This window comes from Polaromonas sp. YR568, assembly GCF_900116715.1.
Lineage (GTDB): Bacteria > Pseudomonadota > Gammaproteobacteria > Burkholderiales > Burkholderiaceae_C > Polaromonas.
On the sequence record NZ_FPBM01000010.1, the window covers coordinates 19,551 to 41,969 of the forward strand.

The 22,419-nt window shown below is 64.9% G+C and carries 19 protein-coding genes; 10 read left to right on the forward strand and 9 right to left on the reverse strand.

Features of this window, described 5'->3' with window-relative positions; genetic code table 11:
* Window positions 1-51 precede the first annotated feature (51 nt).
* Entirely contained in the window at window positions 52-750 is a 699-nt protein-coding gene (locus tag BM408_RS18605; protein ID WP_092131768.1) for a glutathione-regulated potassium-efflux system oxidoreductase KefF, read from the forward strand.
* Complete coding sequence (kefC, locus tag BM408_RS18610; protein ID WP_092131769.1) at window positions 750-2,576, forward strand: glutathione-regulated potassium-efflux system protein KefC; 1,827 nt, start codon at window positions 750-752, stop codon at window positions 2,574-2,576. The genes BM408_RS18605 and kefC overlap by 1 nt, the downstream gene beginning before the upstream one ends.
* Window positions 2,577-2,691: 115 nt before the next feature.
* Here the strand turns inward: kefC and BM408_RS18615 are convergent, their stop codons facing one another.
* From BM408_RS18615 to BM408_RS18645, 7 genes are all read right to left on the reverse strand, one after another.
* Window positions 2,692-4,959, reverse strand: a complete 2,268-nt coding sequence (locus BM408_RS18615) for a serine/threonine-protein kinase (protein ID WP_092131771.1) — start codon at window positions 4,957-4,959, stop codon at window positions 2,692-2,694.
* 175 nt (window positions 4,960-5,134) lie between these two features.
* Window positions 5,135-6,025: an adenylate/guanylate cyclase domain-containing protein gene (locus tag BM408_RS18620; protein ID WP_092131773.1), complete on the reverse strand. Its 891-nt coding sequence runs from the start codon at window positions 6,023-6,025 to the stop codon at window positions 5,135-5,137.
* A gap of 163 nt (window positions 6,026-6,188) precedes the next feature.
* Window positions 6,189-6,944, reverse strand: coding sequence for a sulfite exporter TauE/SafE family protein (locus BM408_RS18625; protein WP_092131774.1), 756 nt, complete (start codon window positions 6,942-6,944; stop codon window positions 6,189-6,191).
* 73 nt (window positions 6,945-7,017) lie between these two features.
* Window positions 7,018-7,998, reverse strand: coding sequence for a Bug family tripartite tricarboxylate transporter substrate binding protein (locus tag BM408_RS18630; protein ID WP_092131776.1), 981 nt, complete (start codon window positions 7,996-7,998; stop codon window positions 7,018-7,020).
* A gap of 16 nt (window positions 7,999-8,014) precedes the next feature.
* Window positions 8,015-9,217, reverse strand: coding sequence for a 3-oxoadipyl-CoA thiolase (gene pcaF / locus BM408_RS18635; RefSeq protein WP_092131778.1), 1,203 nt, complete (start codon window positions 9,215-9,217; stop codon window positions 8,015-8,017).
* Between the two features lie 34 nt (window positions 9,218-9,251).
* Complete coding sequence (locus BM408_RS18640) at window positions 9,252-9,902, reverse strand: 3-oxoacid CoA-transferase subunit B (protein WP_092131779.1); 651 nt, start codon at window positions 9,900-9,902, stop codon at window positions 9,252-9,254.
* A complete protein-coding gene (locus BM408_RS18645) occupies window positions 9,899-10,615 on the reverse strand; it encodes a 3-oxoacid CoA-transferase subunit A (RefSeq protein WP_092131781.1) in 717 nt (238 codons plus the stop codon). The genes BM408_RS18640 and BM408_RS18645 overlap by 4 nt, the downstream gene beginning before the upstream one ends.
* A gap of 132 nt (window positions 10,616-10,747) precedes the next feature.
* Here BM408_RS18645 and BM408_RS18650 point away from each other — a divergent pair, with 132 nt between their 5' ends.
* Complete coding sequence (locus BM408_RS18650) at window positions 10,748-11,551, forward strand: IclR family transcriptional regulator (RefSeq protein WP_092131782.1); 804 nt, start codon at window positions 10,748-10,750, stop codon at window positions 11,549-11,551.
* A gap of 12 nt (window positions 11,552-11,563) precedes the next feature.
* Here the strand turns inward: BM408_RS18650 and BM408_RS18655 are convergent, their stop codons facing one another.
* Window positions 11,564-11,785: a hypothetical protein gene (locus tag BM408_RS18655; RefSeq protein ID WP_092131784.1), complete on the reverse strand. Its 222-nt coding sequence runs from the start codon at window positions 11,783-11,785 to the stop codon at window positions 11,564-11,566.
* 193 nt (window positions 11,786-11,978) lie between these two features.
* Between BM408_RS18655 and BM408_RS18660 the strand changes: the two genes are divergently transcribed.
* Complete coding sequence (locus BM408_RS18660) at window positions 11,979-12,413, forward strand: DUF1841 family protein (RefSeq protein WP_092131785.1); 435 nt, start codon at window positions 11,979-11,981, stop codon at window positions 12,411-12,413.
* Window positions 12,414-12,595: 182 nt separating this feature from the next.
* Here the strand turns inward: BM408_RS18660 and BM408_RS18665 are convergent, their stop codons facing one another.
* Window positions 12,596-13,270, reverse strand: coding sequence for a c-type cytochrome (locus tag BM408_RS18665; RefSeq protein ID WP_092131787.1), 675 nt, complete (start codon window positions 13,268-13,270; stop codon window positions 12,596-12,598).
* 134 nt (window positions 13,271-13,404) lie between these two features.
* Here BM408_RS18665 and BM408_RS18670 point away from each other — a divergent pair, with 134 nt between their 5' ends.
* The 6 genes from BM408_RS18670 to BM408_RS18695 all read left to right on the forward strand — a co-directional run bounded on the left by BM408_RS18670 (window position 13,405) and on the right by BM408_RS18695 (window position 22,407).
* The gene (locus BM408_RS18670; protein ID WP_092131788.1) at window positions 13,405-14,247 is read left to right on the forward strand and encodes an AAA family ATPase; all 843 of its coding nucleotides are present in this window, start codon (window positions 13,405-13,407) and stop codon (window positions 14,245-14,247) included.
* Between the two features lie 15 nt (window positions 14,248-14,262).
* Window positions 14,263-14,490: a hypothetical protein gene (locus BM408_RS18675; RefSeq protein WP_092131790.1), complete on the forward strand. Its 228-nt coding sequence runs from the start codon at window positions 14,263-14,265 to the stop codon at window positions 14,488-14,490.
* A 2-nt stretch (window positions 14,491-14,492) separates the two neighbouring features.
* A complete protein-coding gene (locus tag BM408_RS18680) occupies window positions 14,493-15,080 on the forward strand; it encodes a GNAT family N-acetyltransferase (RefSeq protein WP_092131792.1) in 588 nt (195 codons plus the stop codon).
* 25 nt (window positions 15,081-15,105) lie between these two features.
* Window positions 15,106-16,320 (forward strand): vWA domain-containing protein, encoded by a 1,215-nt coding sequence (locus tag BM408_RS18685; RefSeq protein WP_092131793.1) that lies wholly within the window; start codon window positions 15,106-15,108, stop codon window positions 16,318-16,320.
* Window positions 16,321-16,408: 88 nt separating this feature from the next.
* The gene (locus tag BM408_RS18690) at window positions 16,409-18,397 is read left to right on the forward strand and encodes an autotransporter assembly complex protein TamA (protein WP_254774879.1); all 1,989 of its coding nucleotides are present in this window, start codon (window positions 16,409-16,411) and stop codon (window positions 18,395-18,397) included.
* Window positions 18,397-22,407, forward strand: coding sequence for a translocation/assembly module TamB domain-containing protein (locus BM408_RS18695; protein ID WP_092131795.1), 4,011 nt, complete (start codon window positions 18,397-18,399; stop codon window positions 22,405-22,407). The genes BM408_RS18690 and BM408_RS18695 overlap by 1 nt, the downstream gene beginning before the upstream one ends.
* The last annotated feature ends 12 nt before the right edge of the window (window positions 22,408-22,419 follow it).

A 22,419-nucleotide genomic window follows, 5' to 3' on the forward strand; every position in this document is an offset into this window, starting at 1 on the left:
TCAGGGAAGCTCTGAGAAGCTCTCATCTTGCTTTTCCGCTATGGTAACGGCATGGACAGCCTTCTCACAACCACTGAAAAACCCACGGATGGCGCGGTAAACCCTGACATTTATGTCATTGCAGCCCATCCGGCATGGCGCGAATCGCGGGTCAACCGCCCCCTGATGGAGGCCGCGAAGGCCTTGTCCCGCGCGCAAGTGCAAGACCTTTACTCCAGCTACCCCGACTATGCCATTGACGTTCCACTGGAGCAGGCCGCGCTGGAACGCGCCAGGCTGGTGGTGCTGGTGCACCCCGTCCAGTGGTACTCCATGCCGCCGCTGCAAAAACTCTGGCTCGACGATGTGCTCAGCTACGGCTGGGCCTACGGCGAAGGTGAAGAGGGCCGGGGCCGGGCGCTGGAGGGCAAGGACCTGTGGCTGGTGGCCACCACCGGCGGCCCTGAGGAGTCCTACCATCCGCAGGGCTACAACCGCTATTTCTTTGACGCCTTCCTGCCGCCCTATGAACAGACCGCCGCGCTGTGCGGCATGCGGTTTTTGCCGCCGCTGGTGCTGCACGGCGCCCACACGGTCGACCGCCAGACCGTCGTGAGCCACGTCGAAACCTTCAGCCAGCGCCTGCAAAGCTACCCCGACTGGCCCGAGCTGGAAGACCTGGAGCAATGCGCCGCCTGTGTGGTGCCCATGCGCGACAGGTCCAAGGCGCCTGATGAATCCGCCAATGCGAATCCAATGGGAGCGTCATGATGGAGCACGCCCCCACCTGGCTGATTAACAGCTTTATTTACCTGGCGGCTGCCGTCATCGCCGTGCCGCTGGCCAAAAAGCTAGGCCTCGGCTCCATCATCGGCTACCTCGCCGCCGGCATCGCCATCGGCCCCTGGGGCCTGGGCCTGGTCACCAACGTGCAGGACATCCTCCACTTTGCCGAATTTGGCGTGGTGCTGATGCTCTTTCTCGTCGGCCTGGAGCTCGAACCCAAGCGCCTGTGGAATTTGCGCCGGCCCATCTTTGGCTGGGGCAGCGCACAGGTGCTGGGCTGCGCCGTGCTGCTGACAGGCGTGGCCATGGCCTTCGGCGTGAGCTGGCAGATCGCGCTGGTCGCGGGCCTGGGCCTGGCGCTGTCGTCCACCGCGATTGCCCTGCAGGCCATTGGCGAGCGCCATTTGATGCCCACGTCCAGCGGGCAGGCGGGCTTTTCCATCCTGCTGTTCCAGGACGTGGCGGCCATCCCCATCCTGGCGCTGCTGCCCCTGCTGGGCGCCATGGCCGGCGACAACGAGGCCGTCAGCCACAGCAGCCGGGCGCTGGAAGCGCTCAAGATCGTCGGCGCGATTGCCGGCATCATCCTGGGCGGGCGCCTCTTGCTGCGCCCCCTGCTGCGCTGGATCGCCAACAGCGGCACGCCCGAAATCTTCACGGCTGCGTCGCTGCTGCTGGTGGTGAGCATCGCCGCGCTGATGCAGTTTGTGGGCCTGTCGATGGCGCTGGGCGCCTTTCTGGCCGGCGTGCTGCTGGCCGAAAGCGAATACCGGCGCGAACTCGAAACCGACATCGAACCCTTCAAGGGCCTGCTGCTGGGGCTCTTTTTCATCGCCGTGGGCATGAGCATCGACTTCGGCGTGCTGTGGAAGTCGCCCGGCCTCATGGCCGCCATCCTGCTGGGCTTTCTGGCACTGAAGCTGGTGGTGATCTACGGCCTGGCCTGGCTGATGAAGCTGCCCTTTCAGGAGCGGCCGGTGTTCGCGGTGCTGCTGGCACAGGGTGGTGAGTTCGCCTTTGTAGTGTTCCAGGCGGCTGCCGGAGCCAAGGTGTTTTCCGCGGAGACGGCGTCATTGCTGATAGGCGCGGTGGCGCTGTCGATGCTGCTCAGCCCGCTGCTGCTGGTGGCGGTCGACAAGCTGCTGCTGCCGCGCTGGGCCGGTTGCGACACGCCGCAGCTCGAAGAAATCTCCGAGCAGCAGGAAGCGCCCATCATCATTGCCGGTTTCGGCCGCTACGGCCAGATCATAGGCCGTATGCTGCTGGCCCAGGGCATCCCCGCCACGGTGCTGGACCACGACGCCGAGATGGTGGAAACCGTGCGGGCTTTCGGCTACCGGGTGTTTTACGGCGACGCGACGCGGCTGGACCTGCTGCGCACGGCAGGTGCGGCCACGGCCAAAATCCTGGTGCTGTCGGTCGACGACATGGACCAATCCCTAAAGATCGTGGACCTGGCGCGCGAGCATTTTCCGCAGATGCAGATCGTGGCCCGCGCGCGCGACGTAACGCACTGGAACGCACTGCGCGACCGCGGCGTGATGCAGGTGGAACGCGAAGTGTTTGAATCCAGTCTGCGCAGCGCGCGCACGGTGCTGGAGCTGCTGGGCCAGCCGCCGCACGAGGCGCGCCAGGCCGCCATGCGCTTTCGCCGGCACAACCTGGAGCTGTTTGAACGCATGTACCCGCATCGCAAAGACCGCACCAAGGTGATTGCCGTGGCCACACAAGGCCGCCTGCAACTGGAAGAGCAACTGGCCCAGGAGCGCCAGCAACAGGCGCAACGCCGGCCTGCCGGCTGGCAGGACTAGGCTTTAGACGTCAAATCGGGATCTAGCCCTTTAAAGACGGACGTCGGCAGCTACTGATTTAATAGCAGTCCTGTTGCCGGCCTTGATGCCGTTTTTTCAGTAAGGGCAGCTTCAGCTACCGGGTGAACTGCTCGGCCTCTCGCCGGCGCTGCTCCATCGCCCGGCGTTCCACACACACCGGATGGTTGGCGAAAGCCGGCTTGGCGCATTGCTCCGTCATGCAGATCTGAAAGCCGATCAGCATGCGGTTCTCACAGGCCTGCCGCGGGCCGGTGGCGGCGGTGGTTGCAGGAGCTGCCGTAGTAGTGGCCGAATGTTCGGTCGCTACGGCCGCGGGTGTCGTTGTGCCTGGTTTGGCCTGCGTACCCTGCTTGGCCAGCCGTTCCTTCTCGAGGGCGGCTTTTTTATTGGCCGCCGCCAGCGCCAGGGCGGCCCTGGAGGCCGGCGACAGTGGCGCTGCCGCCTGGGAGGCCGCCGGCGCCGGCGATGCGGACGCCTGCGCCGCGACAGGTGTAACAGGCGCCACAGCATCGGAGGCCGCAGACGCAGCCGGCGCAGCCGCGCCGCTGTCTACAGCTTGCGCAGCCTGCACCGCGGGCGGCTCAGCCGGTTTGCCGGAGCCCGACATCAGTTTGAATCCGATGCCTATGCACGCCAGCGCCACCAGCCCCGCCCCGCCCCACACCAGGTGGCGTGGCATCGCGGGTTTTGCCGTACCGGTGGTTTTGGCGGCAGATTTGGACGCGGAGCCGGAGCGATCGCTTTTTGCCAGCTCGGCCTTTGCGGTATCGGTCTTCGTGACGTCAGTCTTCGCAGCGTCGGTCTTTGTGGCGTCGGCCGTCTTCAGCGGCTTGGCAGCCTTCGCTGTTTTGAGCGGCTTGGCCGATTTGGCGCTGGCCGCGTCAGCAACTGGAGCTTTGACTTCAGGCTCTGCAAGGCCGGTGGCTGCGTCGCTGAACACGGTTTCGGGCCATTCCGAGGCTTGAGACGGTTCTTCCTGCACTGGCGCTTTTGCCGCAGGCTGGGCTGCCGCCGGCATCACAGGTATGGGCGCGCCCAGTCGCGTGGCGTCCGGGTCGTCTGCCGCAGGCGTTGGCGGCACAAAGGCCGGCACCGGTACTTGCGCGGCGGCTTCTTCCAGCGCTTTCCACGCGGTATCGGTATTACTGCCCTGACCGGCGCCTGCCGTGCCCTGTGTAGAGCCCGCATTCTGGCCGCCCGGACGCGGTACGACCAGCGTTCCCGTTCCCAGGCGCGAACCGATGTCGGAATCTTCCCCGCCGGATGCACCCATTTTTTTCAGGCGGCGGCGGGCCAGATCGGCATAAATGCCTGAAGGAAACTTGGCCAGAAAACTCTGAAAGTCTTCCACATCCATCGACTCTTTGATGTCTTTCCAGTAGACAAGCTCAAGCTCTTGCGTCACCACCGAAATATTGGCGCTGGTGCCTGACGGCTGGTCCACCAGGGCTTCACCGGCCAGCATGGTGGACGTCCAGGTCGCGTTGCTGCCCGGCCCGGGCGCAATGGCGGGCGGCAGCACCGTGGTGTCAGTGGCTTCACGGGTTGCGGCCTGCAGCGCTGTAATGAACTCCTGCGCGCTGGCGTAGCGCTGGTCGCGCGACTTGGCGAGCGCCCTGGCCACCACGGCATCGATCGCGGCGGGCAGCTTGGGATTGAATGCGCTGGGCGCAGCGGGCGTGTGGCCCACGATCTGCTGGATGGTGGCGAAATCGGTGTCGCCGTCAAACGGCCTCTTGCCGGTGAGCAGCTGGTAGAGCACGATGCCGGCGGCAAACAGGTCTGCGCGGGCGTCGATAGGCCGGCCCTGCACTTGCTCGGGCGACATGTATTTGAGCGTTCCCACCATGGAGCCCTGGGTGCGGGTGGCTTCGCCTGAATCCTGGATGCGTGCGACGCCGAAGTCGGTGAGCTTGACGCGGCCGGTGGTTTCGATCAGCAGGTTGGCGGGCTTGATGTCGCGGTGGACGATGCTCTGGCGGTGCGCGTAGTCCAGCGCCGAGAGCAGATCGCCCATGATGCCCAGCGTCTGCTCCAGCGTATAGAGGTCGCCCTTGTCGAGGTGGTGCTTGAGGTCGTCGCCCGCGATGAATTCCATGACCAGGAAGGCAATGTCGCCGTCGCGGTCGGAGTCGTAAACGCTGACGATGTGCGGGTGCTGCAGGCGCGCCGCCGAACGGGCCTCGGTGCGAAAACGCACTTCGTATTCCGCCGCCGCCTCTTCGGAGAGGTTTTCCACCTTGATGGTCTTGATCGCCACGCGCCGGTCAAGGTTGGGATCGCGCCCCTCATACACCAGGCCCATCGCGCCCTTGCCCAGCACGCGGATGAGATCGTATCGGCCAAGCTTCTTGAGACTCATGAGAGGTGGGATTGGGCGAGGTGGGCGAAATGAGCGAAATGGACGGAACGGGCAACTGAGGCGAAATGGCCTACGGGCTGCCCGGGAGCCCAACTACGTCTTGAAACAAAACAATTCTAGCCTGCCTGCGCGACGGCTCGCGGCGCCCGGCCCCGCCTGCCCGCGCCCAGCGGTATCAGTTGCGGATGGAAAACCCGATCAGCGGCGCGTTGTCGTCCGTGCGGTCGCAGCCCGGCACGATATGGCCGTTGCCGACCAGGTAACACTCGGTGCGGCGCAGCACCACGGCTTCGCTCTGGTTGCCCAGGTACACCCAGGTGCCGTAGCTGGAGGCGTCGGTCAGCACAAAATGCCCGCCGCGCCACTCCAGCGTGGCGTGCATGCGCGAGACACGCGGGTCGTTCAGCGTGAGCGCGGCGTCAGCCGCCCGGCCCAGGGCCAGTTTGCTGCTTTTGGCGTCCAGCCGCACGGTTTGCCCTGCAAAGCTGAGCTCCAGGAAGGCCTGGCTCGGCGAGGCAAACATGGAACGCCCGGCCATGGTGGCGTCTTCGTCGCGCCCGGTCTGCCATTCGACGCGGTAGACATGGCTGGCGCCGGCCCGGCCCCGCAGGTACATGGGGCCCATGCTGCGCAGCGACGCCTTGTGCGCCGGCAGCAAGGCGGCCCAGACGTTTTCGGTGGTGAGGATTTGCGCAGCGCCGGCCAGGTCTGCCAGGCGGGCGGCGGAATTGACGGTATCGCCGAAGCAGTCGCCGTCGATCTCGACGACCTCGCCCGACTCGATGCCCATCTGCATTTGCACCGGCGCGCCGCTGCCGCCGGGCTTGATGGGGTTGTCCTGAAGGCGTTTTTGGATGCTGATACAGGCGGAGAGCGCATCGCCCTCATTGGGAAAGACCACAAAGAGACCATCGCCCAGCAGCTTGACGACACGGCCCTGGTGCTGCTCGAAGACCTGGCTGAGCACGCCAATCAACTGCGTCACAAAACGCGACGCGGTCTCATCGCCCAGCCGTTCAAACATGCTGGTGCTGCCTACAAGATCGGCGAAAACAACAGTGGTCATGAAAGTGAGGTCAGCCGCGTTGTAAGCATATTGTTCTCATGCCCGCAATTCTCACAGAAATTCGCGGAACGCAGGCTGGTAAAAATCCGGGTGCCGGCCAAATCCCCAGCCAGCCACGGGGCCGTGCTGGACGAAGCCGGCAATTCCCGTTAAGCGCGTGCCGTCAACGAAAACCGTCCCAAACCAGCTTGCAGCCCGTGAGCAGCATGCCGACATACAGCAGCCGGTAAAACAGCACCGGGCTGATGCTGCGGGCCATGCGCACGCCTATCCACACACCGAAGGGCGCCAAGGGCAGCAGGGCCAGCGAGGTCGCCATATTGCGCATGTCGAGCAGGCCCAGCCAGGCGTAAGGAATCCATTTCGACAGATTGATGACAAAAAAGAAGGCCGCCATGGTGGCAGTGAATTTGACGGGGCTCAGCCGCATCGGGATCACGTAAGCACTCAAGGGCGGCCCGCCGGCATGCGACACAAAGCTGGTAAACCCTGATGTCACGGTGAGGATCGCCCCCAGCCATTTGGGCGGCGGCGGGCTGTCGGGCCGGGGTGGGAAGAGCAGGCGCTGCGCCAAAAACAACAGCGTGAATATTCCCACCAGGGCCGCCACGACCTTGGCGTCCAGCACCTTGAAGAGCAAAGCGCCCACCACCGTGCCCGCCAGGCCGAAGGGAATGAGGAACTTCAGGAACTTGAAATCGAAGTCGCGGCGAAAAGCCGCCAGTCCCAGCAAGTCCATCAGCAGCAGCACCGGCATCAGGATGGCGGCGGCCTGCGGCACCGTGACCGCCATCGCCATGACAGGCACCGCCAGCGACCCAAAGCCCGCGCCGAAGCCGCTTTTGCTGATGCCCATCATCAGCACGGCTGGCACGGCCACGGCGTAGAAGAAGGGATCGGTGATCAGCGGGAAGCTCACGACGGGTCTTTCAGTTTGTCAACGCCGTGGCGTGCAGGCGCAAGGGACGGGAGGCGCCATGTTATCCGGCAGCCTACTCCACCGTGGCGCCCGAAATTTTCACGATGGCCGCCCACTGGGCGCTTTCCTTGCGAATCAGCGCGGCGTACTCGGCCGGCCCACCCAGCAGGGGCACCGCGCCTTCCACACCCAGCCGGGACTGGAAATCCGGCGTTGCCGCGACCTTGAGCATCTGCTCGGCCAGCTCCTTGACCACGGCGGCCGGCGTGTTGCGCGGCGCAAGGATGCCGTAGGTCAGCGTGCTCTCGAAACCGGCGAAGCCCGCCCCACCCGATTCGGCGACAGTGGGCACGTCCGGCAGCGAAGGCAGGCGCTGGCTGCCGGTGACAGCCACGGCGCGCAGGCGGCCGCTCTTGACCAGTGCCAGTGCCGGCGGGATCACGCTGAACATCATCTGCACCTGTCCGCCGACCAGGTCGGTGAGGCCGGGCGCTGTGCCCTTGTACGGGATGTGGCCTATCTTCACGCCGCTTTTCTGCTCGAACAGCTCGCCCGTCAGGTGGCCACCCGTTCCGCTGCCGCTGGAGGCGTAGTTGAGGCTGCCCGGCTGCGACCTGGCCAGGGCCACCAGGTCTGCCACGGTTTTCACCGGCGACGAGGCCGGCACCACCAGCACCAGCGCCGACGAAGCAAACATGGCGACCGGCGCCAGATCCTTCTGCGGGTCGAATTTGAGCTGCTTGTAGAGCGCCGGGTTGATGGACACCGTGCCCGAGTGACCTAGCAGCAGCGTGGCGCCGTCCGGTGCGCTGCGCACCACCTGCTCGGTGCCCAGGTTGCCGCCGGCGCCGGGCTTGTTTTCGACGATGACGCTCTGCCTGCGCAGCTCGCCCAGGCTCTTGGCCATCTGGCGCGCGAACACGTCGTTGCCGCCACCGGGCGCAAAGGGCACGACGATCCTGATCGCCTTGCCATCCTGGGCAAATGCCGGCAGGCCAGCCGAGGCCAGCGACGCCAGCACGAGCGCGCGGCGTTTCAGGGGGAAGGTGTTCATGGAACCGGGCCGCCGCTCAGACGCGCTCGAGAATCACCGCAATACCTTGCCCCACGCCAATGCACATGGTGGCCAGCGCATAGCGGCCGCCACCCTTGTGCAGTTGGTTGACGGCCGTGGTGGCCAGGCGTGCGCCCGATGCGCCCAGCGGATGGCCCAGCGCGATCGCGCCGCCGTTGGGGTTGACGCGCGGGTCGTCGTCGCGCACACCCAGCATGCGCAACACGGCCAGGCCTTGCGCGGCAAAGGCTTCGTTGAGCTCGATCACGTCCATCTGTTCGATGGTGAGGCCGGTGAGCGCCAGCACTTTTTGCGTGGCGGGCGCGGGGCCAATGCCCATGATGCGCGGCGCCACGCCGGCTGTGGCCATGCCGACCACACGCGCCCTGGGCGTGAGGCCGTTTTTTGCGGCGGTGGCTTCATCGGCCAGCAGCAGCGCGCAAGCGCCGTCGTTCACGCCGCTGGCATTGCCGGCGGTGACGGTGCCGTCGGGCCGCACCACGCCTTTGAGTTTGGCCAGCGCTTCGAGCGAGGTCTCGCGCGGATGCTCGTCCTTGGTGACAACGATGGGGTCGCCCTTTTTCTGGGCAATCGTCACCGGCGTGATTTCCGCGTCGAAGTAGCCGGCCTTTTGTGCAGCCACGGCTTTCATCTGACTGGCCAGCGCCATCTTGTCCTGGTCTTCGCGGCTGATCTTGTAGTCGGTCGCCACGTTCTCGGCGGTCTCGGGCATGGCGTCGACGCCGTACTGCTCTTTCATCAGCTTGTTGATGAAGCGCCAGCCGATGGTGGTGTCATACACCGCATTGGCGCGGCTGAAAGCGCTCTCGGCTTTGGGCATCACAAAGGGCGCGCGGCTCATGCTTTCCACGCCGCCGGCAATCATCAATGTGGCCTCGCCCGACTTGATGGCGCGCGCGGCGCTGCCCAGGGCATCCAGACCCGAGCCGCACAGGCGGTTGAGGGTCACGCCGGGCACATCCATCGGCAAGCCCGCCAGCAGGGAGGCCATGTGCGCCACATTGCGGTTGTCTTCACCGGCCTGGTTGGCGCAGCCATAGAGCACGTCGGTGACGGCCTGCCAGTCGACCTTGGGGTTGCGCGCCATCAGGGCCTTGAGCGGGATCGCGCCCAGGTCGTCGGTGCGCACGCTGCTCAAGGCGCCGCCGTAGCGGCCGAAGGGGGTGCGGATGGCGTCGCAGATAAAGGCTTGGGTCATGGTGTGTGTGCTTTGAAAAGAATGAGGTCAATGATCAGGCGGCCGCAATCGGCAGGCCTACCAGTTTTTCGAGTTCGGCATGCGTAAGTCCGTCGACGGTGTCGATCAGCTTCAGGCCCTGCGGCGTGCATTCAAGTGTGGCGATGTCGGAATACACACGCTTGACGCAGGCAATGCCTGTGAGCGGATAGGTGCACTGCGCCACCAGCTTGCTCACGCCCTGTTTGGTCAGCAAATCCATCATCACCCAGGTTTGCCGCGCGCCTATCGCCAGGTCCATCGCGCCGCCGACCGCGGGGATGGCGCCGGGCTCGCCGGTGCTCCAGTTGGCCAGGTCGCCCGTGGCCGACACCTGGAAGGCGCCCAGCACACAAATATCGAGATGACCGCCACGCATCATCGCGAAGCTGTCGGCATGGTGAAAGAAGGCGCCGCCCTTGAGCAGCGTCACCGGCTGCTTGCCGGCGTTGATGAGGTCGAAGTCTTCGTCGCCCTCGGCGGGCGCCGGGCCCATGCCGAGGATGCCGTTCTCGCTTTGCAAAATGACCTCGCGCCCTGCCGGTAAATGGTTGGCCACCAGCGTGGGCTGGCCGATGCCGAGGTTGACGACGGCGCCGTCAAAAATGTCTTGCGCGACGCGGGCTGCGAGCTGGTCTTTGGTGCGGCGTTGGTAAGTCATGGTCATGCCGCCTTTTTAAAACCGCCCGCCTGTGTGGCGACGCGGGGGATTTTGACGATGTGGTGCACAAAGATGCCCGGGGTCACGATGGCTTCAGGGTCCAGGTCTCCGAGCTCGACGATGTCATGCACGGTGGCGACCGTCTTCTTTGACGCCGTCGCCATCACCGGGCCGAAGTTACGCGCGGCCATGCGGTAGGTCAGGTTGCCCCAGCGGTCGCCGCGCTCGGCCTTGATCAAAGCCACGTCACCGTAAATCGGCATCTCGAGCACGTACTGCTTGCCGTTGATTTCGCGGGTCTCTTTGGCGCTGCCGTCGGCGTTGCGCGCCAGCTCGGTGCCGTAGCCCGTGGGGCAGAAGAAAGCGCCTATACCGGCGCCGGCGGCGCGTATGCGCTCGGCCAGGTTGCCCTGCGGCACCAGCTCCAGCTCCAGCTTGCCGCTGCGGTAGAGGCCGTCAAACACCTGGCTGTCGGCCTGGCGCGGAAAGCTGCAGATGATCTTGCGCACGCGGCCGGCCTTGAGCAGCGCCGCCAGCCCCGTCTCGGCATTGCCGGCGTTGTTGTTGACGACCGTCAGGTTTTTGGCGCCCTGCTCTATCAGGCCATCGATCAGCTCGTTGGGGATGCCGGCGGTGCCGAAGCCGCCAATCAGCACGGTAGCGCCGTCTTTCACATCCGCCAGCGCGTCGGCGACGGAGGCGGCAATTTTGTTGATCATTCAAAAGTCTCCAGCTGCGGATGGCTTGCCGAAATCATCAAGCCATTGCAAAAACATTGCAAAAATGTCTCAAAATTTGTTCGATATAAGAACAAGAGTTCGTATAATGAATTTTAGGAGATTTTCCACACCATGGCAAACGCTGCATCCACGCTCATTACCGGCCACAAACCCGGCGACGGCTACGTCCAGTCCTTTGCGCGCGGGCTGGAGGTCATACGCTCATTCAGCACCGAGGCGCCACGGCAGACATTGACCGAGGTGGCCGGGCGCAGCGGCCTGAGCCGCGCCGGCGCGCGCCGCATCTTGCTGACGCTGGAGACGCTGGGGTATGTGCACAACGACGGCAAACTCTTCAGCCTCACGCCGCGCATCCTGGATCTGGGTTTTGCCTATTTGTCTTCCATGCCGATCTGGAACCTGGCCGAGCCGGTGATGGAAGCGCTGGTCGCCGAAGTCAAGGAGTCGTGCTCAGCCGCAGCGCTGGACGGCACGGACATCGTCTACGTGCTGCGCGTGCCCACCCACAAGATCATGAGCATCAGCCTGGGCGTGGGCTCACGCCTGCCGGCTTACTGCACGTCGATGGGGCGGATGCTGCTGTCGGCCCTGCCGGAAGCCGAGATCCTGAAATGCCTGCAGGCCTCGGAACTGACGGCCCGCACCAAATACACCGTGACCGATGTGAAGGAACTGATGGCCAAAATAGCGCAGGCGCGCAAGCAGGGGTGGTGCCTGGTGAATCAGGAACTGGAAGAGGGGCTGGTGTCGATGGCGGCGCCGATCACCAACCGCGCCGGCCAGACAGTGGCCGCGCTCAACATCAGCGGCCAGGCCAACCGCACCAGCGCCAAGGCGATGCAGGAGACTATGCTGCCTCAGCTTTTAGAAGCTGCGCATGCGATCTCGCGCATGCTCAGTGTTCAAGGCAATTGAGGCCGAGTCGGTTCAGGACTTCTTAAAACCTACAACCAGTACGACGGCGCCCAAAACAACCGCGCCCAGGCTGAGCCACTGGGGAATGTTGACCGACTCTTTCTCTTTCACCGTCAGCTGGATGGGGCCGAGTTTGGCAGCGGTCGTGTCCTTGGTGAAGCTGAAGCCGCCGGTGAAGAAGCCGGCCAGGCCCAAAACGATCAGGACGATGCCTGTGATGCGTGCTGCGTTCATCTTAAATCTCCTCGCCGGGCTTGTTGATGGTTGTGAAGTAGCCTTGCCCCGGAACTGCGCCACTGTGCTTCGTAATGTAGGCAGAGGTGCAAAAGCTGTCTGTAGGACGCAGCCGGTGCAGGCTGTGGCCCAAGCGCTGATAAGCAAACCACCACGCCGGCAGCGGAAAACGCCTGCGTGATAACCTTTGTGCATGTTCACGCCCTCGCAAGCCGACGTACGCCGGTTTTTCTGCTCTGTTTATGCCAAGGCCCGCGCCGGGCAGCCGATGGAAGCTATTGAAACCATAGCAAGCCAGTGGATTGAAGAGCACCCCGAATACCACGCGGACTTTGCCGACGCCGATGCCGCGCTCGAAAAAATGTACGACGTGGAAGCCGGCAAGACCAACCCTTTCCTGCACCTGTCCATGCACCTGTCGATCAGTGAGCAATGCTCCATCGACCAGCCCCGCGGCATACGCCAGGCCGTGGAACTGCTGACGGCCAGGCGCAACTCCCTGCACGACGCGCACCACGAGACCATGGACTGCCTGGGGCAGATGGTCTGGGAGAGCCAGCGAGCCGGGCGGCCGCCGGATGGTGCTGCTTATATAGATTGCGTGCAGCGCCGCGCCACAAAAGACTGAACCAATAGACTGAGCCCCCACGCTCGCCCACTGCGTGTGGCTCTCTGCCCCCCGAGGGGGCCGCCCGCCCTCCGGCCCGGCAAAGCCGGTTCCGGGGCTCATGCTGGTGAAAGCGGGGATGGGCCAGACCATAAAAAAAGCCGCTGAGACAGCGGCTCTTTTGTGGGCGGCAAATTTCCGGATCAGCGGAATTTCTTTTGCGGAATGGTCTTCAGGTCGCCATCCACCGACGACAGGTAATTGGCCAGCAGCTTCAACTCAGGGTTGGTGTACTGCTTGGCCATGCCGGCCATGATGGCGTTGCTGCGGCCGACCTTGGGATTGTTGTCAACCTTGTAGGCCTTCAGAGCCACAAAGAGGTAGTCGGCATGCTGGCCGCCAATCTTGGGGTAGCTCGGGTCAATCGGGTTGCTGAAGGTGGCGCCATGGCAGGACGCGCAGTTGGCCTTGTTCAGCAGGGCCTTGACTTCGGCGCTGGGTTCCTTGACGGCCTTGACCGGGGTGGGCTGGCCGGCAGCGACGGTGGCTGCGCCGTCAGCGCTGTAGTGGGCAGCCAGGTCGGCGATGTCCTGGTCCGACAGGGAGTCGGCAATGGCGCGCATGGTGGGGTGCTTGCGGTCGCCTTTTTTGTATTCGTTGAGTGCGGCGACGATGTATTTGGCGCTCTGGCCCGAAATCATCGGGACCTTGTAGACCTCGGGGAAGGAGGCCTGGTAGCCCTGGATGCCGTGGCAACCGATGCACATGGCATTCTTGGTTTCGCCGGCCTTGGCGTCGCCCTTGATTTCCTGGGCCAGGCTGGCTGCCGTCGCACAAGAGACAGCAACGGCGAATATCGTGGTGAACAGCTTATTCATTTTGCGCGCACAATCAGGTGGGAATTCATCTTATAAACAACCCCGGATTATATCTGGGCCTGTTGCCCCAAGGCACCGGCTGCTTTCAAACAAAGGCAATCGCCCCTCAAACCCGCTCACATTGACGACAGACCATGAAATTTCAAGGATCCAAGAACTACGTCGCCACCCAGGACCTGATGCTCGCCGTAAACGCCTCGGCCGCCCTGAAAAAGCCGCTGCTGGTCAAGGGCGAACCCGGCACCGGCAAGACCATGCTGGCCGAGGAAGTGGCCCAGGCGCTGAATCTGCCACTGTTGCAATGGCACATCAAATCGACCACCAAGGCCCAGCAGGGCCTGTATGAATATGACGCCGTCTCCCGCCTGCGCGATTCGCAACTGGGAGACGAGAAGGTCAAGGACATCCACAACTACATCGTCAAGGGCGTGCTCTGGCAGGCTTTCACCGCCGACCAGCCGGTCGCCCTGCTGATCGACGAGATCGACAAGGCCGACATCGAATTCCCGAACGACCTGCTGCGCGAAATCGACCGCATGGAGTTCTACGTGTACGAAACGCGCGAGCTCATCAAGGCCAAGCACAGGCCGCTGGTGTTCATCACCTCCAACAACGAAAAAGAACTACCCGACGCCTTTTTGCGCCGCTGCTTCTTTCACTACATCAAGTTCCCCGACGCCGACACCATGAAGCAGATCGTGGACGTGCACTTCCCCGATTTGAAGAAAGAGCTGTTGACCGCGGCCATGAAAACCTTCTACGACGTGCGCAACCTGCCCGGCCTCAAGAAGAAACCGTCGACCTCCGAGCTGCTGGACTGGCTCAAGCTGCTGGTCGCCGAAGACATTCCGCTCGATGCCCTGCAAAGCAAGGACGACAAGGTCGCCGTGCCGCCGCTGGTGGGCGCGCTGCTCAAGAACGAGCAGGACGTGACCCTGTTCGAGAAGCTGGTTTTCATGCAGCGCAACAATCGCTGAACACGGGGTTAACACATGAATCAAAAATCCATGCTGATCGAAGGCCTGTCGGACGCGGTCGGCTTTGTCGGCGGCGCGCTCCTCGGCTTTTGGGCCGGCCATCTGCTCGGCTTCGATATTTTTGAAGCCGGCTACGGCAACAGCGCCATCGCCGGCATCGTGCTGGTGGGCCTGGGCGGTGGCCTGGGCCTGCAAGTGGCCAGACGCTGGAGGAACCGGCAAAAATCCGGAGGAGAGAACTGAGCATGGCGTTTGTCGAACCCGTGACCCTGGAAGCAAGAGGCGTTCGCCTCGTACCCCTGGCGCTGGCGCACGAAGCTGGGCTGAAAGCCGCGGCCGCCGACGGCGAACTCTGGAATCTGCGCGTCACCTCGGTACCCGAGCCCCACGAAACGCGCGGCTACATTGAAACCGCGCTGGTCACCGCCAACCGCTTCGCTTTCGCAGTGACCGACGCGGCCAGCGGCGAAGTGCTGGGCACCACGAGTTTTCACGACATCGTGCCCAACCTCAAACGCGTCGAGATTGGCTACACCTGGTACGCCGCGCGCTGCCAGCGCACCCATGTCAACACCACCTGCAAACTGCTGATGCTGAGTCACGCCTTCGACACGCTGGACTGCAATGTTGTGGGCTGGCGCACCGACAATTTCAACCACACCTCCCAGCGCGCCATCGAACGCCTGGGCGCCCGCAAGGACGGCGTGCTGCGCGGCCATGCGCTGCGCCGCGACGGCACCATACGTGACACCGTGATGTACAGCCTGGCCGCCGGCGAATGGCCGGAAGTGAAAGCGCAACTGCTGTACCTGCTGGACAAACCTCGAACCTGAAGCGCCCGCCGCCAAGGAGTTCTCCATGCTGATCGATTTCTTCTACACCCTGCGCTCGGCCAAGCTGCCGGTCTCCGTCAAGGAATACCTGATGCTGCTCGAGGCGCTGCAGGCGGGCGTCGTGGGCCCGAACAGCGACAAGCTGGAGGCGCATGAGGGCGAAGGCGCGTGGAAGATCGACGACTTCTATTACCTCAGCCGCACGGTGCTGGTGAAGGACGAAAAAAACTACGACAAATTCGACCGCGCCTTTGCCGCCTATTTCAAGGGCGTGGAGATGCTGGCCGACTTCACCAAAGACATCCCGCTCGAATGGCTGCGCAAAAACCTGGAGCTCGAACTGAGCCCCGAGGAAAAAGCCAAAATCGAAAAAATGGGCTGGGACGAGCTCATGGAAACGCTGAAAAAGCGGTTTGAAGAGCAGAAAGAACGTCACGAAGGCGGCAGCAAATGGATAGGCACGGGCGGCACCTCGCCCTTCGGCGCCAACGGCTTCAACCCGCAAGGCATTCGCATAGGCCAGGAAAAAAGCCGCAACAAGAGCGCGGTGAAAGTCTGGGACCAGCGCGCCTACAAGGACTACGACGACACGCAGGAGCTGGGCACGCGCAACATCAAGGTCGCGCTGCGGCGCCTGCGCAAGTTCGCGCGCCAGGGCAATGTGGAAGAGCTGGACCTGGACGACACCATACGCTCCACTGCGGCCAATGCCGGCTGGCTGGACATCAAGATGGTGCCCGAGCGCCACAACAATGTGAAGGTGCTGCTGATGATGGACGTGGGTGGCACCATGGACGAGCATATCCACCGTGTCGAGGAGATGTTCTCGGCCGTGAAAGCCGAGTTCAAGCACCTGGAGTTTTATTACTTCCACAACTGCGTCTATGACTTCATGTGGAAGAACAACCGCCGCCGCTTCAGCGAGAAATTCCCGACCTGGGACATCATCCGCAAGTACAACAAGGACTACAAACTCATCTTCGTCGGCGACGCGACCATGAGCCCTTACGAAATCCTGCAGCCCGGCGGCAGCGTGGAATACAACAACGAAGAAGCCGGCGCCGAATGGATGCAGCGCCTGACCAACGCCTTTCCCAAATTCGCATGGATCAACCCGGAGCCTCAAGGCGTCTGGCAATACCGCCAGAGCATCAGCGTGATCCAGCAGCTGGTGAATCAGCGCATGTACCCGCTGACCATCAAGGGCCTTGAAGAAGCGATGCGCCTGCTGTCCAAATAGGAGCGGCAGGGCCGGTAGGGGCAGCAGGAGCGGCGCTATGCGCCCGCCTCCTACGCAGGGGCTCAGTGCGCTCAAGTAAACTGCCCCTGTGACCCATCCCAGTACCCACAGTACCCACTGCGCACGGACGGCCACCCCGGCAGGATTGACGACCACCGCCGGCTTCATCCCTGCTTTCGCCCTCTTTGCGATGTTCTTCGCGCCGCTGGCCGCCGCGCAAACAGCCGCGCCCATGGACAGCACGGCCACACCGCCCTCCGGCGTCACGCAGACCGCACCCGCCCCGCCAGCCCCTCCTGAAAAAGTCACGCCCGAGCCCACGCCGCAAGGCTCCACCGGCCCGACCAGCGCCGAGCCCGAAGTCACCGCCTTCGACATCGCGGTGCGCGCGCCGCAGGACATCAAAGAGCTGCTCGAAAAGCACCTGGAGCTGCAGCGCTACCGCGCCGTGACCGACCTGGACGAAGCCGAGCTGGCCCGCCTGATCGTGCTGGCCGAGCGCAATGTGCGCAACCTGGTCGGCACGCTGGGTTATTTCAGCCCCACCATCGCCATCACCAAGGAAGGCGCCGCCAACCAGCACCCCACCATCGTGGTGGCGGTAGACCCCGGCGAGCCCACGGCGATCGGCCCGGTGGCCATCACCTTCACGGGCGACATTGCCGAGTCCAGCGATCCCGACGCCCTCAGCCAGCGCGCCCAGATCCAGCGCGACTGGCGGCTGCCCACCGGACAGCGCTTTACGCAAGACGCCTGGGACAGCGCCAAGACACAAGCTCTGCGTGATCTGGTCGCGCGCCGCTACCCAGCCGGCAAGCTGGCCGACAGCCTGGCCGATGTGGATGCACCGGCGCGCACCGCGGGCCTGGCCCTCAAGCTCGACTCGGGGCCGCTGTATCGCCTGGGCCCCATGCAGGTCACCGGCGTTGAGCGCTACGACCCTGTGCTGGTACCGCGCCTGGCGCGCCTGACCACAGGCGCCGTCTACGACCAGAACCAGCTGGTCGAAGCGCAGCAGCGGCTGGCCTCCAGCGGTTACTTTGATTCGGCCTATATCTTTGTCGACCCTGAAAGCGACCCGCAGGCCGCGCCGGTGCAAGTGCAGGTGCGCGAGGCCAAGCTGCAAAAAGTCATCCTCGGCGTGGGCGTCACCACCGACAGCGGCCCGCGTGCCTCGGTCGAGCACACGCACCTGCGCGTGCCGGGCACCAACTGGCGCGCCGTCACCAAGCTGCAGCTTGAAAAGAAATCGCCTTTCGCGCAAACCGAATGGACCTCCATTCCCGACGAGTCCAACTGGCGCTGGGTGGCGCTGGCGCGCACCGAACGTGTGGATGACGACGAACTCATCACGCGGTCCGACCGCCTGCGTTTTGGCCGCACGCAAGCCGGCGAGCGGATAGACCGCAACATCTATGTCCAGTACGACAGGGCCAGCGTGAGCGGCAGCGGCCTGCTCGGCAACACCGCCGCGGACACCGGCGACGGCTCTGCCCTGTCGGTCAACTATGTCTGGACGGGGCGCTATTTCGACAGCATCCCTTTCCCCAACAAAGGCTACGGCCTGGGCTTTGAGCTGGGCGGCGGCAGCACGCTGGGCACGGACCGCCAGCCTTTCACCCGCGCCGTGGGCCGGTGGCTGGGCATTGTGCCGCTTGATCGCGGCCGCATCGCCATGCGCGCCGAAGGCGGCGCCGTGCTGGCCAAAGATTCCGCCCGCATTCCCAGCGCACAACTGTTTCGCACCGGCGGCGACACCACCGTGCGCGGCTACGGCTACCGCGACATCGGCATCAAGCTGGACAACGGCGTCATCGGGCCGGGCCGCTACATGGCCGTGGGCAGCGTTGAATACCAGCGCCCCATGATGATCGACGGCCGGCCCAGCGAATGGGAGAACACTTTCTTCATTGACGCAGGCTCCGTCGCCGACAACCCCAAAGACATGAAACCCTCTGTCGGCATAGGCACCGGTGTGCGCTGGAGGAGCCCCATCGGGCCGCTGCAGATTGACCTGGCCTACGGTGAAAAAGCCAAACAACTGCGCCTGCACGTCAGCGTGGGATTTGTTTTCTGATGGACACGCCTAACACCCCTGCGGCCCCCGCCGCCCCCGCCGCCCCCGCTTCCGGCGGCGCACCCAGGCCGGTGCGCCCGCCACGCCGCTGGCTGCGCGCCACCGCCTGGGCCGCCGGCAGCGTGGTGGTGCTGGCCACGGGCGCCACCACAGCCGCCTGGTGGTGGGCCGGCACCGACGGCTCACTGGCCACCGCACTGAACTGGATAGGCCGGACGCAGCCGCTGAGCGCCGATCGCGTGACGGGCTCATTGCGCAAAGGCGGGCATGTCGATCAATTGGTCTGGCAGCAAGACGGCCTGCGCGTGGACGTGAGGGACGTCACCCTGGCCTGGCAGCCATGGTCCTTGTTGCACGGCACGCTGGAGGTCAACCGGCTGGCGGCGGCCAGCGTGCATGTCGACGATCAACGCGCGCCCTCCACTACGCCGTCGGTGCCGCCTTCCGCATTGGGTTTGCCGCTGCCGGTGGTGCTTGACGGGTTTTCGATCGGCGAATTTCAATGGACAGGTGGTGCGGCGTTTGCCGCCTCCGGCATCACCGGCAACTATGCATTCAAGGGCCTGGATCACCAGCTGGAGCTGCTCAGTGCCCAGGTGGCGCGCGGCCGCTACAAGGGGCGCGCCACTCTGTCGTCGCGCAGCCCTTTAAACCTCGATGCCAGCTTGTCGGGCGCGCTCGACACCCTGATACCCGGTAACAAGACACCGGTGCCGCTGGCCTTCAACGCCACCGCGCGCGGGCCTCTCACCGAGCTGCTGGTGAAGGCCGAGCTGCAAATGAGCGCCCAACCCTCCACCGCATCGCCGCGCAAAAACCAGCCGCAACCCCAGGCCACCGCCACAGCGCGTGTAATGCCGTGGGCCCCGCAACCCTTGCCGCAGGCCGATGCGAATTTCCGCGACCTGGACGTGGCCGCATTCTGGCCGGAAGGCCCGCAAACCCTGCTGACGGGCAACGCCACCGTGCGGCCGGCGCCAACCGCTGCCGCGCCGGCCACAAGCACTTCTGCCTGGCTGCTGCAACTGCAACTCAGCAATGCCCTGCCCGGCCCCTGGGACCAGCAAAAGCTGCCGCTGGAAAAGCTGGAAACACAAGGCGAATGGCGCAGCGGTACGGCCATGGTCCGCACGCTCAAGGCGCAACTGGGCGGCGGCGAACTGCTGGCCAGCGGCGAATGGGCCGATGCGCCTGCCACCGCCGCCGCGCCATCTGCGGCACCCGCCTGGAAGTTGCAGGCCACGCTCCAGCACATCAACCCGGCCCTCTTGCACAGCCAGCTGGCGCCGCTGCCGCTGGACGGCAAGGCGGATGTTCGCAGCCAGGGCACGGATATTGCCTTTGATGCAAACGTGCAGGCGGCGCGCAACGACACCGGTGCCAAAAACAATCCCCTGGGCGCCCTGCGCTTGCGCGATGCCAGCGCCACGGGCAGCTGGAATGCAGCGCAAGCGGGCGGCACACTGGTGCTGTCGGCCCTGCGGGTACGCACCGACGATGCCGAGCTGGCCGGCCAGCTCGAAGCACAGCCCGCCGCAAAAGGCGGCAAAGGAAAACTCACGCTCACGGCCCCGGGGCTGGACGCGCAACTGCAAGGCGAGCTGCGGCAAACCAGCGGCAAAGGCGATGCGAGCCTGCGCGGCCGCGACATGGCGCAAGCCCTGCGCTGGCTGCAAAAACTCCCGGGCCTGCCCGCCTCGCTGAAAAATGCATCAGCCAGCGGCAGCGCCGAGCTGCAAGCCAGCTGGCAAGGCGGCTGGCAAGACCCGGCCTTGCAGGCTCGGCTGGATTTGCCTTCGCTCGACTGGCGCATGGCGGCGCCTGCACCTGTGCCCGCAGCGGCCACGGCGGCTGGCACCACGCCACCCGCCACCGCAGAGGCGCTGAAAATCCGCGGCTTCCAGGCCACGCTCTCCGGGCGCTTAAGCCAGGCGCAGCTGGCCACGCAGGGCCGCATGGAAGCCGGCTCCCGCCGCTACACCCTGCAGCTCGCGGCAGAAGGCGGGCGCCTTGCCACCGGCGTCGCGCGCAACGCCCCGCTCGCCGAATCCGCATGGCAAGGTCTGGTCAAGCAACTCAACCTGAGTGTGGAAGACCCCGCGTTGGGTAAAGGCGCCTGGCAACTCAAGACCCGCAGCGCCGTCCCGCTGAAGTGGACGCCGGGCCGCAACGGCGATGTATTTGAAAGCGGCGCCGGTGAAGCCCTGCTCATCGCACCACCTTCCGGCACGTCAGCAGGCACACCTTCACAAGCCGTGCTGGCCTGGCAGCCCGTGCGCTGGCGGCCTGACCGTGAACTGGTCACCGCCGGCAAACTCACCGGCCTGCCGATGGCCTGGATCGAACTCTTCGCCGGCCCGCAAATGGCCGGCGCCGGCCTGGGCGGCAACCTGCTGCTCGACGGTGAATGGGACGCCACGCTGGGCGATACCCTGCGCCTGAAGGCGAGCCTTGCGCGCAGCAGCGGCGACATCAGCGTGCAGGCCGAGACAGGGCAAGGCATGTCGGCGCGCGTGGCGGCTGGCGTCAAGGAAGCACGCCTCTCGCTGACCAGCGAAGGCGAAGCCCTTGCGCTCGCGTTGCGCTGGGACAGCGAACGCGCGGGCAGCGCCGACGGCCAGCTTCGCACGCGCCTGGCACGCGCACCCGCCACGGCCGGCGGCGGCTGGCTCTGGCCGGCCGATGCGCCGCTCGCCGGCCAGCTCCGCGCGCAGCTGCCGCGCATCGGCGTGTGGTCGGTGCTGGCGCCGCCGGGCTGGCGGCTGCGCGGCTCGCTGGGCGCCGATGTCGCCATCAGCGGCACCCGCAACGCGCCGCAACTGGCCGGCGACCTGCAAGCCAACGACCTGGCGTTGCGATCCGTCGTCGACGGCATCGAATTCGGCAACGGCCGCCTGCGCGCCAAACTCGACGGCACCCGCATGCGCATCAACGAGTTCACGCTGCAAGGCGCGGGCGACAAAGGCACGGGCGGCGTTCTCACCGCGCAGGGCGAAGCCGGCTGGGTAGAGGGCAAGCCGCAGGTAGAACTCTCCGCCAAGCTCGAACGCCTGCGCGCCAGCATCCGCACCGACCGGCAACTGACGGTCTCGGGCGATGTGCAGGCCAGCCTCAAAGGCAAGCAGACCGAACTCACCGGTAAGCTGCTGGTCGACCAGGCCCGCATCATCCTGCCCGATGAAGGCACACCGCAACTGGGCGACGACGTGGTGGTGCGCACCACCAGCGGCGCAGCGGCCGGCCAGAAGGCGCCGGCGCAAACCAGCGGCGAAGTGGCAGACAAGGACTCACGCCCGGTGAAGCTGAATGTGCAGCTCGACCTCGGCCGCGACTTCCGCATCCAGGGCAAAGGCATAGACACCCGGGTGCGCGGCACGCTGGCCCTGAGCGGCGAAACATTGCGCGACCCGCGGCTCACCGGCACCATCAACACGGCCGGCGGCCAGTACCGCGCCTACGGCCAGCGCCTGGACGTGGAGCAGGGCGTGCTGCGTTTTACCGGCGCCATCGACAACCCCTCGCTCGACATCCTGGCCATTCGCCCCAACCTCACTCAGCGCGTGGGCGTGCAGATCACCGGCACCGCCTTGCTGCCCCGCGTGCGCCTCTACGCGCAGCCCGAGTTGCCCGATGCCGAAAAACTCTCCTGGCTGGTGGTGGGCCGCTCGTCTGCCTCGGGCGGCGCCGAGGCCGCATTGCTGCAGCAGGCCGCGCTGGCATTGCTCGGCAGCAAAGGCGGCGGCCTGTCGGGCGGCCTGGCCGCTTCGCTGGGCCTGGACGAGCTGTCATACCGCGGCGCGTCGAGCAACACCGACGGCACCACTACTGAAGGCGCCGTCACCCTGGGCAAACGCTTTTCGCGCAACTTTTATGCGGCCTATGAGCGGACGGTATCCGGTGCACTAGGCACGCTCTATGTGTTCTACGACCTCTCGCAACGTTTTACCGTGCGCGCCCAGGCCGGCCAGCAAAGCGCGGTCGACCTGATCTTCACCGTGCCCTACGACTGAGGCGCCGCCTTA